This is a genomic window from Acinetobacter sp. TW_SC_4 (assembly GCF_054861205.1).
This window is the reverse complement of record NZ_CM142174.1, coordinates 1,961,580-1,973,690: the sequence shown is the minus strand read 5'-3', so window position 1 is coordinate 1,973,690 and position 12,111 is coordinate 1,961,580. Positions and strand designations below refer to the sequence as shown.

The window sequence follows — 12,111 nt, the reverse complement described above, 5'->3', positions numbered from 1 at the left end:
AATATTGGAAAATATAATGAACTTTTGGCATATGCAGCTTCACCCTGGTGATAGAGAAGCTGTTAACCGTAATGAAGTAAAAAAAATCCTTAAAGAAAAAGGGGTTATTGGTTTAGGAGATCAATGGCCTAATGACGGAGGTCAACCTCAAAAATTTCAAAAGGAGATAAGAGTAGGTGATGTTGTACTCATCAGAAGTGATGGTCCACTCGCACTAGTAAAAATTATTAGTGATTGTTATCAAAACTCAGATAATAGCGTCTGGTTTGATTTGGTCAGAAAAATAGAAATTCTATCGCTGGAAGGTAGTCTATATAAAAAAGAGTTTAATAAGCATTATCAGGCGAGTTGGACGGATTCTTTATATTTGCCGAAAACAATTGAAATAGCTAACAACTCACCTTTTATTAAATTTTGGTATCAAGATATAAATGGAAAAGTAAAAATGGATAATGTGATTAATTTACTTACTTATAAGCATCAGATTATTCTTCAAGGTCCTCCAGGAACGGGAAAAACTCGTTTAGCTAAATTGATTGCTGAAGACATGATCAGATCGAAAGTAATTGGCCATCCAGAAGAAATTATTGATAGTGAACTAAAAAAATTTGATTCAACTAACGATCATATTCAAGCAACTAGAAAACTCCATCAACGTCTTCGTAATGAATTTTTAGAACAATTTCCAAAAGAAAGTTTAAACCAACAGTTAACTCTGGATAAATATTGTACAGGTACTGGGGATCGAGACAACTTCTGTTGGTGGATTGAGAGGGGGCTACAACCTTTAGGTTATTACTTCCCAGGATCATCTCGTTCATACCAAATTTACTGGAAAAAGAGTACACAGGAATATAGTAAGCATGGATTTATTAAGAATACTGTGAATGATGAAGATGCAATGAAAGAAGTTGCAAAACTACTTCATAATTTGGTAAATCAAAAAAATATAGACGAAACTGCAAAGTACTTTGGTGATAGCTTTATATTAAAAATTTTGAATACTTACTATCCATTAGAGTATTTCCCAATAAATAGTGAAAAAATGATTGATCATGCTTTGAAAATTTTTAAAGTTGATTATTCAGCTCTAAATCTATTTGAAAAAAATAGAAAGCTTTATGAGATTTATGTTGAAAAGAAAACGAAGTTTAATTTAGATATTACAGCTTTTGAGTTTTCAAATTTATTGTCGTCCAATTTTAATTTAAAAACAGGAGAGGACATCAGTGCTGAAAATGAAGTTGTAAGCCAAGGAGAATATCAAATTATACAATTCCACCCAGCATATTCTTATGAGGATTTTGTAAGGGGGATTGTTGCAGAAACTGATGATAATGGAAATATATCCTATAAAGTTGAGAATAAAGTATTAGCGAAATTTGCAAAAAAAGCTCAAGAAAATCCGAATGGAAAATATGTCTTAATTATTGATGAAATCAATAGAGCAAATTTACCATCAGTGCTTGGGGAGTTGATTTATGCATTAGAGTATAGAGGTGAGCCAGTAACCACTATGTATGAGTTTGAAGGAGAGAGACAAATAATCTTGCCAAAAAACTTATATATTATTGGTACTATGAATACGGCTGACCGCTCGGTAGGTCATATTGATTATGCAATAAGGAGACGTTTTGCATTTGTGAGTGTACTACCTGATGAAAAAATTATTGAAAACGAACAAGCTCTAAATATCTTTAAAGAAGTGGTTAGATTATTCGAAGAACATTTGTCAGCTGACTTTCAAAAAGAAGATGTCATGATTGGGCATAGTTACTTCCTTGCTAAGGATAAAGCTGCATTAGCAATTAAATTAGAGTATGAAATTAAACCAATTTTAAAAGAGTATCTCAAAGATGGGGTTCTAAATGAATCTGCTTCTAAGAGTATTGAAAATTTAAAGGTTTAACGTGAAGCTATTTATCACATATGAACATCTATCTGTTGATGATGCATTGGAAAATTTTTCAGATGCACAAGAAATTTTTTTCTGTAATGATAAAGAAAAAAAGTGTATCGAGTATAAGTTTAGTCAAGGTAAGACTACGTTACATACTAATTATTATGTAGGCGTTGATTGGTTGATAAAGAATAAATCTGCTATTTATGTTACTCCAAAGTTAAACGAAGAAACAAAAGAAACTAACTATTTCCAAATGTTATTCTCTTGTATGGAGCATTCTGAGATAGCAGAGCATTCGAAGGACTTGTACGAAATTAAGTTTGATGAACCATATATTGAGATTGATCAAAAGCAAGATTTAATTACGCCTCTCCTAATGATCCGCTATTTACAAGTTCTAAAGTCATTAGTGAGAAAGGGTCTCAAGAAGTCATATTATCGTGTAGAACAGAATTTAAGTTCTAAGATTAAAGGTAAGGTGGAGGTATCAAAGACGTTAAAACATAATATTTTAAGGAATAGACCGAGCAAGACTATATGTAATTTTGAAGTGTATGGTGTTGATGGTATTGAGAATAAAATTTTAAAGACTGCTTTAAAATTCGTGGAACGATATTTGAATAACTACGGACAGTTTTCTGAGTATTTTTTACCTTTTTTAAATTTTTGTAAGCCAGCTTTTCACGAGGTGGATGATTCAAATTTTGATTTGAATATGCTTAAGAAAATAAAAGTAAATGCTTTTTATAAAGAGTATCAAGATGCATTCGATTTGGCAAAAATGATCATAAGAAGGTTTGGTTATAACATTCAACAAGTTAATGAAAAGCTTATTAATGTTCCACCATTTTGGATTGATATGCCTAAGCTATTTGAATTGTATGTATTGGGATTATTAAAAGAACGATATAGTAGCCAAATTCAATTCCAAGCTAAGGGGAATTATGGCGAACCCGATTTTCTTTTAGTGAGTCAAACTGAAAAGATGGTGATTGATACGAAATATAAAAAAATTTACCAAAATAATGATCAACGTAATGATCGTTATAATTCTGATGACATTCGTCAGATAGCTGGTTATGCACGTGATAAAAAGATATTGCAGTGTCTTGATTATAGTGAGGATGAAATGCAGAATGTTGTTGTAGATTGTCTAATTATTTATCCTGATCAACGATCTTCAGAACAATTACCGAATTTTTTAAAAACTCAGCCAATTGATCAATTTATAAAATTTTATAAGATGCCTATCAAATTACCTACATTATAATTTTATGTTTTGAGTGGTATTTCTAGGGCGTGTCCTCATTTGAAGAATTGGTTTTAAATACTTAAAATCCTCCTTTGAGTTATTTTTATTTCTATATTTTCAATGGCACGTACTCTTATTACCGATGATATCTGGCAGCAAATTCAAGATACTATGCGATTACATGGTTGCTACCGTTCAAAGAATAGTAGAAATATCATGGAAGCGATCTTATGGAAACTGCGTACGGGTGCGACATGGCGTGATATTCCTCAAGAACTTTGCCCTTGGCAAACTGCTTACAATCGCTTTAATCGCTGGGCAAGTAAGGGATTATGGGATAAATTTTTTTTAGATTACGAGGCGTCTTGGATCAGGAATGGGTATTCATTGATGGAAGCTACATACGCGTGCATCAACATGCAAGTGAGCTCGGCATGGTTTCGAAAGAGCAATTGGACAATCACGCGGTGGACGAACAACAAAAATACATCTTGCAACCGACGCGAATGGATTACCGATTGATTTTAAAATCACTGGGGGTGACGTCCACGACAGTCAAGTTGCAAAACAACTGATTGATACTGTAGGCGAGGCAACTTATCTCATTGCTGACAAGGGGTATGATGCTGAGCACATTAGAATATATGCCCAGAACAAGGATATGATTCCCATCATTCCAATGAGATCAAATAGTAAAAGATCGAATAAGGAGTTTGATAAATATCTATATAAATTAAGACATTTAGTTGAAAATGTGTTTGCGAGATTGAAGCATTTCCGAGCGATTGCAACCCGATTTGATAAGCTTGCACGAAATTACCAGTCTATGATTTACATTGCTTGCATGTTTATTTGGTGTAAAGCCAAATGAGGACACGCCCTAGCCTTCTTTTACAAAAACTCCAGAATGATTCTATTCCATTTATATGACATTGTCCTCTGGCAAATTCATTCGCTCCATGATTTACTCTAAAATGCTTTGAGTAACCAACATCTACCAAACCATTGTATCCACGCCAACCATTACTATAAATTACACTTTCAAGTGCAACTTTACCTAAGATAACTTGTTGTAATGTAGTCTTTTTACAATCAGGGACTATTTCTGTATAAACTCGACCATTCCTTTCAAATATTCCAAATACAGGTTGTTTTAAAGTACTTCGACCTCGCTTCAACTTCCCATGAAAACCACGTTGTCTTTTTGCTTCAAAATAGCTCTCATCAACTTCAATAGAACCTACAAACTTTGCTCTTAAATCTGTTTGATGATCGTAGATTGCTTCTCTAAAAAGCATGTACCAATAGTTGATGGTATTACGGTTCAAGTTAAGCAATAAGGCTGTTTTAGAAGCAGGAATATCAATGCAAAAGCACTGAATAATTTTTTTAATCTTATAGTTACTTAATTTGCTATTTTCTATCATGATTCTGGACTAACATATCTAGTCTGCTAGTCTAGAGCCTTTTTTATTTAGTCTATAAAAATACTGTATTCAAATTGAAATTATGAATACGATGTAATTGAAGAATAATAAGGGGGGAAGACATGGGATTATTTGATTTTATTTCAGATGCTTGTAGCACAATCGCTGATGCAGCAAGCACAGTAGCAGAGGCAGTGGGTGATGCGGCAAGTGCGTCAGTAGATATTGTTTCTGATGTTGTAAGGTCTTTGTTGCACAAAGATTTCATAACTATATGATTTTAAAAGTTTTGATTATTTTTTTGATCCAAAATTAAATTTATTTAAATCAGATGCTTACATATTTATGCAACAAAGCCTGTCGTATATACAAAAAAATGAGAGAGCATTCTTGATTAAAAGAAAGTAAAGCTTGGGTAGCCTTGCTAAGACTGGGCAGAATTTAAAACCGAGTGAAATCATTTATTAAAGCGTAAAGAAATAGATTTTGAGTTTGGGGGAAATGATGAATTTTTGGGTTGCTGGTGCTGATTGGGATGGTGAAGATAAAACACCTGAGTTTATTGAAAAAGGCATTTGGCAGAATGGCTATACAGATAAATATCTGGATCGCGTAAATGCTATTCAAGCAGGGGATCGAATTGCAATAAAAGCAATTTATGGCCAAAAATATAATATGCCGTTTAATAATTACGGTTGTCTTGTAAGCTGCATGAAAGTCAAAGCCATTGGTACCGTAAAGAAAAACTTAAATGATGGACGCACCTTAGAAGTCGAATGGGAGCAACAATTTGAACCTGAAAAAATAATTTACTTTTATACTTATCGTCAAACAATCACCCGTATAAAAAGAAAAGATGTCCAAGACTGTATCTTTTCAGGCCATACTCAGGATTTAACTGAACTTGAAAACCTTTATAAAAAACGATCAGAGAGTAGAAAAGAAAAGCTAACGGATGAATTTATTCTAAAGCAGTTTAAAAATGTTCCGAATTTTAATCACATTGAACAAAATACTGAGCATCGAAAGCTTTTTCTAGAGTTAGCAAGATATATCCATGAAACACCTATGGATTGGTGGGTTGCACCTTCAGAGCGGCCTCCGGTTAGATTCGGCACAAACAATAAATTCAATGGGCGAAATAGTACAGTGAGCTATGTGGCTGCTGTTGGTTTCGATCAAGATGGCACATTCTATATTCCAAATGAAAATGAATCAGAGTTTTCAATAGATGAGTTAGGAACAATTCGATTAACGGCCTCCAAATTAGAAGAACTCAAAAGCATGTCCTTGAACAAAATGGAAACTGATCGAGATCCTTTTGTGGGTTACTGGCCGGAAAACTATAACAATATTGATATAATAGAGACTAAGATGAATCCATCAGAACAGATAAAACAGCCCCTAAACCGTATTTTATTTGGTGCAGCGGGTACAGGTAAAACTTACCATACGATTAACCATGCCTTATCCATTATTGAAAACAAACCTCTCGAAATTTTAGAACAAGAAGATCGCACGGCGCTAAAATTACGTTTTGATCAGTACAAAGAACAAGGTCAAATTAAGTTTGTCACTTTCCATCAAAGTTTTAGTTATGAAGATTTTGTGGAAGGGATTCGTGCTGAAACGGATGATAATGGGCAATTAAGCTATGATGTAAAAGCAGGCGTATTTAAAGAGATTTGTGAAGATGCCCAAATAGAAATTGATGTTAAGCAAAATAATGTATCAGCACCGATTGAAGCAAGCATCAATAGTGCGATTGATCAACTCATTACTCAGGCTAAAACAGAGGAAATGATTTTTCATACTAAACGTGGTGCGGAAATTAAAGTATCAAGTAATTTAGCAGGCACGTTATTCGCTCTTACATCTACAGGAAGTAATATCACTTTATCTATTAGGCATATTCGTAACTATTTGAAGACACAAAGTGACATTATTGTTGATCAAAAAAGTTATGAATGGGCTATCGCTAATTCATTACGTTCAGAAGTTGAATATGCAAAGTCTATTGAAAAGGTAAAACCTTATGTACTCATCATTGATGAAATTAACCGAGGTAACATTTCCCGTATATTTGGTGAATTGATTACGCTAATTGAAGATTCAAAACGCCAAGGCGCAGACGATGCATTGTCGGTGACACTTCCATATTCTAAAGATGACTTCTCTGTACCTGATAATGTTTACATTATTGGTACCATGAATTCGTCTGACAGATCTTTAACAGGTTTAGATATTGCCTTGCGCCGTCGCTTTACTTTTATCGAAATGCCACCAAAGCCTGAGTTTCTAACTGGCGTTGAGGTTATGGGTTTGGATATTAGAAAGTTATTAGAAGCCATCAATCAGCGTATTGAGGTGTTATTAGACCGAGATCACTGTATTGGGCATGCCAACTTTATGACTTTGCAGAAAGATCCATCTCTTACTAACTTAGCGCAAATATTTAAGCAAAAAATCATTCCTCAGCTTCAAGAGTATTTCTTTGATGATTGGTCTAAGATCAATATGGTGCTCAATGCAAATGGCATGCTGCGATCGAATGGTATAGATAAATCAGTATTATTCCCAAATGTAGCACATGAATCGGAGAGCTATTTTGAGGAGCAGAAAACATGGGAAGTCGTCGATGATGTATTTAATTCAATAGAGAGCTTTACTAAGATTATTAAGCACTAATTGGGGATCGTGATGCCTGATTTTACCGTCCGAGAATATGCCTTCATTAGCATTGCTTATGAAGGCTGTCCTGATCCAACTTTAGACCATGCTTATATATCTGGGAAAGCATTTGAGCATCTATGTGGGCTCTCAGCATCATTTTCAAAGCACGGTGCGAAAGTATTTGAGTTGGCAGGGCGAAGAAAGCTTAAGCTTGATCAATATGTGGGAGTGATAGAAACCCCATGTGGTACACGGATTGAAATCCTCCCTAAACATGTGGAGCTTAATGGCACTGATGATCAAGATATTATTCAGCAAGAACGTAAACTGCTTCAGAAAATGCTGAGTGTTTCACTGCATTTACCATATAGAGAAGCAGGAAGTGCCAATTTAAACCGCTTTAAACAACCTTTGCATGAATGGATTATGACGCAGTTCCTTGCGTCGTTTGAGCGTTTGGTACAACGTGGTTTACGTTTTGATTATAACCGTGTGCAAGAGGAACAAAATTTTTTACGTGGACAATTACAGCATGTGAAATATATGCGTCAGCCACTTACAAAGAAACATATCTTTCCGATTGAGCATGATGTTTATGAGGTGAATCGACCTGAAAATAGATTGATACGTACAGCCTTAGAAGTGGTGTGTAAAAAGAGCAAAGACGCAAGTAATTGGAAATTGGCGCAAGAGCTGAGACTCATGACCAATGAAATCCCTCGAAGCCAAAAGATTAAGCAGGATTTTAGACAATGGCAGTCAGGACGTTTACTCGCTTTGTATGCTGAGATTAAACCTTGGACGGAGTTAATCTTAGGTGAATATATGCCTGTATCTACTCAGGGGGAGTGGCGTGGCATGAGTTTACTCTTCCCAATGGAGAAGCTATTTGAGCACTATGTTGCTTATCATCTACGCCGTAACTTACCTGAATATACTGTGAAGACACAGTATGCGACGGAGTATATTTGTCAGCATCAAGAACGTCGTATTTTTAAGCTTAAGCCTGATATTTTCATTGAATTTCTGAATGCAAAACCGATTGTGATGGATACCAAGTGGAAGTTGATTGATCAAAGTGATCGAGCTGGGCGTTATGGTTTGAAAGATAGTGATATTCAGCAAATGTTTGTTTATAGCCACTATTACCTCAAGCATGACAGTGATGTTGTACTTGTCTATCCATATCGGAAGGACAAGTTCACGCAGCCATTGGATGACTTTAAGTTTAGGCTTCCCTCTAGTGCAAAACTACGTGTAGTACCTTTCAATGTAGATGATCCAAAAAACTTCAAAATTATTTAGTCTTTTATCTTGTGAGGTCAGTCCCATATTTGGGACTAAAATCTACTTTTTAGCTAGATCAGTCCCAGTTTAGGTACTTTTCGTTTGGCAGAAATAGGCAAGTATTTATGGGTAATGTGGTTTTATTCATTAAGTTCTTTTAGTCTTTGTAAAACCTGTTCCGAAAATGGTAGCCAATAGTTCCAAGATTTATATTTAGGATTATAGGAGCCAATCCCTTCACGTTTCCATTCTTTGAGCATTGCAATGATTTCAGGGTTATATGCGCTATTCACTGAAACCATACCACTCGCAAAATGGCGAACATTAAGATGCATGCCTTTCACTTTAAATTTATAGTCCTGCCAATTCGGACTGGTGTTCTGTAGTTCAGACGTTACGGGTAGAGTGGTTGTGACTTTGTAGGAAGTAGAAGTTATTTGTTGCCCAGTGGATTGTTTTTGAGGAAATGGGTAAGTCCATCTTCTATTGTCCAGGTTCTCGAGGATTTGCTGTTTGGCTTCTGTGCTTGGAATTGCAATATCACTGTTAAGAAGTGGTGATAAATCGATTTCAATACATTTTGATTTAAATGCCTCAATGCGTTTTAGTTTTTCAGCATCAATAAAATGAGTGACTGCGATCTCAATTAAAATAGGTTCGCCATCAAAATAACCAATAAGGTCAGGGCGAATTAAACCGAGAGAAAATTCAGGTAATAATTTTTCGAAGGTCCACCATGCAGCTTCACTATCTGAATCAGGTAGGGCAGGAAGCATAAGTCCCATAGATTCAAGAATAACTTCTTTGGCATATTTATGGAGTACAGATTCTGGGTTAATCGTACAGCTTTCTTTATTGCTTGCGTGTGCAAAATGATGTTCTTTAATTTCCCCTTTACGAGCGATCACAGCTTCACCACATTCAAAGCAAGTGCATTGGCATGCGAGTCCACGTTCAACCTGCTCAATATTAACCAATTTATTATTTTCGTTTAATGCAATATACATAGTCATGATTAAAATCCTTTAGGAAGTTGATTTACTCATTCACTATGCTTGTGATCTAATTGTCCTAACACCGTATAAAGGGGAAATACGGGTAAAATGGGGGTTTAAGTGTCTGAATTAAAATTAAAAGTTTTTGTTGTGTTAGATGAAATTTTAAAGAAGGACTTAGCTGATAACAGAGCATACGATTGCTTAAAAGTAATCTGTAGCGCATCGATTGATGCTTTAAATACTCAAAATGAAGAGCTAATAACGTATACCAGATATCAACTAAAACTCATTCTTGATGGTCAGCAATCTGTTGCATCGATGGATTCAAAAGATCTAGGGAAGTGGATGAGTGACAAAAAATTAAGTGCATTCCTTGATCGTGTCATCACAAAACATACTAAAAAATTCAAAGAGATTGGTTATATTCCTGTTGTAAAAACCAACGATACAATTGGAGGAAAAGGAAATGAGCGCCGTTATTGGTTGGATATTACAGAATACGCTCAGACCCAAAATGAAGAAGATCAAAAGCTTGATGAGAATGAAATTTCTTATGAGCGGGTTGATCCTTCTGAAATTAAATTGTCTTGGTTTTACCGATTTATATTTAAAAAAGGAGAGATTAGAAATAAAAGCTTTAGAGGTTTGATGATGCTGATCGTTCTTTTTGGCGGTTTTATTTCGTGGGCTTTATATGTTTGTGCATTTTCATTGGTTTTAGTACGTGAAGGACAAAACTTCACGACACTTGATTTGTTGTTTATAGCCTGTTTAATTGGATTTTCTTACCTATCATTCAAATATTGGTTCACTCCGTTATGGAATTTACCAGAGCATCGAGTCATTAAGGCACCTATGACGTTTATTTCACTTAATGAGGATCATGCTGATATTGAGATGTATCGTGATAGAGAGCGTAATCAATTAACACGTATAACCCGGTTTAAAGGGATATGTCCGATTTGTTCAGCAGAGGTTGTACTTAGAATTGGTCAACCTGATCATAATTTGCCATTAGTTGGACGTTGTGTAGAAAGTCCTTTTGCGCATGTGTATAGCTTTGATCGGGTGTTAATGAGTGGAAAGCTGTTAAGTCGGTAATCATATTGAAATTAAGGGGAACATTTAAGACAATGAGCTATTCTCCTATTTTGACAATCAATACAAATCAAACGAATCATATATATGGTTAGTGATTTGCATGGCTGTTATAGCCTTTTGATGCAAGAACTCCAAAATATTCATTTTGATTTTCAAAATGATGTGCTTATTTGTACAAGTGATCTTGTAGATCGAGGCGCAGAAAATTTAGTCTGTATCTCCTTATTGGATGAAGCTAGGTTTTATACCGTGTGTGGTAATCGTGAAGAAATGTGTATCAAGTCAGCTCATGATCCTAAAATAAAAGAGATTCACGCACGTAATGGAGGTGAATGCTTTTATCAGTTATCTCAAATACAGCGGCTAGAAATTATTGAACGTTTTAAGCAATTGCCTTTAGTCATCGAAGTCCAATTGAAAAATAAAAAGATTGGTGTTGTACATGTAGACATTGACATACATGATTGGAATGCATTTAAGCAAGATATTAGTCAAGGTGATTATAAGATCTCTGGTGTAACTTCAGCTTATACGAATGCGCTGTGGGGGAGAGGACATATTCGTCAGCATTCAGCTCACTATGATGTCGTCGAAAATATTGACGAAATTTACATTGGTCATACAATTGTCAAAGAGCAGACACAAATTGAACCGTACCGGGTTTGTCGGAGACTTTTTTATTTAAGTTAGGTGTATTAGCTTGTATCCAAATGGATTCGCTTATTTGATGGTAAGCCAAAGAATGATCGCTCACCACTACCGAATAAACCTGCATTTATTGCCTTATCCTGCTCTGCACCATTAGATCCTATTTCTACTATCTCAATCTCGGTTATTCTTTTATGGATTTCTCGATTATACATTTTTAGTTCAGGATCCAATTTACAGTGTCTTTTGACTTTGAAGGCAATAGGCTAGATATACACAGTATAAATCTCCCTGATTACCTTTATTGACTTTACACTTTATAGGTAGAAAGCAAAATACTGGTTTCAGTGTTATAAATACCTGAAATATTTCGAATTCGTTCTAAAATCCGATCAAAATTTTCTAAGCTATCAGACTTCAATTCGACCAATAAATCCCACTTGCCATTGGTACTATGCAAGGTATGCACAGCAGGGTCGATTCTGAGCTCTTTGACCACTCCACTGGTCTTGGTGCCCTCCACCATAATATTCATCCAAGCACGGATACTATTCTTCTCAGTACCCGGTTTAATCCGTACGGTATAGCCTGTAATCAAACCACTGGTTTCCAGATATTCAATACGCTTTTGTACGGTATTTCGAGAGATATGGAGCTTGTTCGCAATCTCGGTAATCGAGATACGGGCATTGTCTTGTAGTAAGCCGAGGATTTGACTGTCCGTATCGTTCATTTTGATTTTTCCTGTTATCAATTTGATGAAATTTATTTCATTTTAATCAAATTTACAACTTTTTGGGCGCAATTTGATTTTTCATACTA

General features: G+C 35.2%; 9 protein-coding genes and 2 pseudogenes. 8 read left to right on the top strand and 3 right to left on the bottom strand.

Features of this window, described 5'->3' with window-relative positions:
* The first annotated feature begins 16 nt into the window (after positions 1–16).
* The 3 genes and pseudogenes from ACWM1W_RS09420 (at position 17) to ACWM1W_RS09410 (ending at position 4,026) form a co-directional block, all read left to right on the top strand.
* On the top strand, positions 17–1,909 hold the full coding sequence (locus tag ACWM1W_RS09420) for an AAA family ATPase (RefSeq protein WP_375725545.1): 1,893 nt from the start codon (positions 17–19) through the stop codon (positions 1,907–1,909).
* A gap of 1 nt (position 1,910) precedes the next feature.
* Positions 1,911–3,173, top strand: a complete 1,263-nt coding sequence (locus ACWM1W_RS09415; RefSeq protein ID WP_375725546.1) for a 5-methylcytosine restriction system specificity protein McrC — start codon at positions 1,911–1,913, stop codon at positions 3,171–3,173.
* 102 nt (positions 3,174–3,275) lie between these two features.
* Positions 3,276–4,026, top strand: a pseudogene (locus tag ACWM1W_RS09410) (IS5 family transposase).
* A gap of 4 nt (positions 4,027–4,030) precedes the next feature.
* On the opposite strand, the pseudogene ACWM1W_RS09405 reads toward ACWM1W_RS09410, so the two are convergent.
* Positions 4,031–4,582 (bottom strand): annotated as a pseudogene (locus ACWM1W_RS09405) (IS1595 family transposase); the annotation flags it as partial.
* Between the two features lie 122 nt (positions 4,583–4,704).
* Between ACWM1W_RS09405 and ACWM1W_RS09400 the strand changes: the two are divergent.
* The 3 genes from ACWM1W_RS09400 (at position 4,705) to ACWM1W_RS09390 (ending at position 8,560) form a co-directional block, all read left to right on the top strand.
* On the top strand, positions 4,705–4,860 hold the full coding sequence (locus ACWM1W_RS09400) for a hypothetical protein (protein ID WP_375725547.1): 156 nt from the start codon (positions 4,705–4,707) through the stop codon (positions 4,858–4,860).
* 226 nt (positions 4,861–5,086) lie between these two features.
* Positions 5,087–7,270 (top strand): McrB family protein, encoded by a 2,184-nt coding sequence (locus ACWM1W_RS09395; protein ID WP_228301761.1) that lies wholly within the window; start codon positions 5,087–5,089, stop codon positions 7,268–7,270.
* A 12-nt stretch (positions 7,271–7,282) separates the two neighbouring features.
* Complete coding sequence (locus ACWM1W_RS09390) at positions 7,283–8,560, top strand: McrC family protein (RefSeq protein ID WP_214002089.1); 1,278 nt, start codon at positions 7,283–7,285, stop codon at positions 8,558–8,560.
* A 122-nt stretch (positions 8,561–8,682) separates the two neighbouring features.
* On the opposite strand, the gene ACWM1W_RS09385 is transcribed toward ACWM1W_RS09390, so the two are convergent.
* Positions 8,683–9,555 carry a competence protein CoiA family protein gene (locus ACWM1W_RS09385; RefSeq protein WP_375725548.1) on the bottom strand — a complete coding sequence of 291 codons (873 nt, stop codon included), beginning with the start codon at positions 9,553–9,555 and terminating at the stop codon, positions 8,683–8,685.
* Positions 9,556–9,657: 102 nt separating this feature from the next.
* On the opposite strand from ACWM1W_RS09385, the gene ACWM1W_RS09380 reads away from it, so the two are divergent.
* Both ACWM1W_RS09380 and ACWM1W_RS09375 read left to right on the top strand, forming a co-directional pair.
* A complete protein-coding gene (locus ACWM1W_RS09380) occupies positions 9,658–10,641 on the top strand; it encodes a hypothetical protein (RefSeq protein WP_214002090.1) in 984 nt (327 codons plus the stop codon).
* 84 nt (positions 10,642–10,725) lie between these two features.
* Positions 10,726–11,331 (top strand): metallophosphoesterase, encoded by a 606-nt coding sequence (locus tag ACWM1W_RS09375; RefSeq protein ID WP_375725549.1) that lies wholly within the window; start codon positions 10,726–10,728, stop codon positions 11,329–11,331.
* A 268-nt stretch (positions 11,332–11,599) separates the two neighbouring features.
* On the opposite strand, the gene ACWM1W_RS09370 is transcribed toward ACWM1W_RS09375, so the two are convergent.
* Positions 11,600–12,022: an Lrp/AsnC family transcriptional regulator gene (locus ACWM1W_RS09370; protein WP_214002092.1), complete on the bottom strand. Its 423-nt coding sequence runs from the start codon at positions 12,020–12,022 to the stop codon at positions 11,600–11,602.
* Positions 12,023–12,111: the final 89 nt, after the last annotated feature.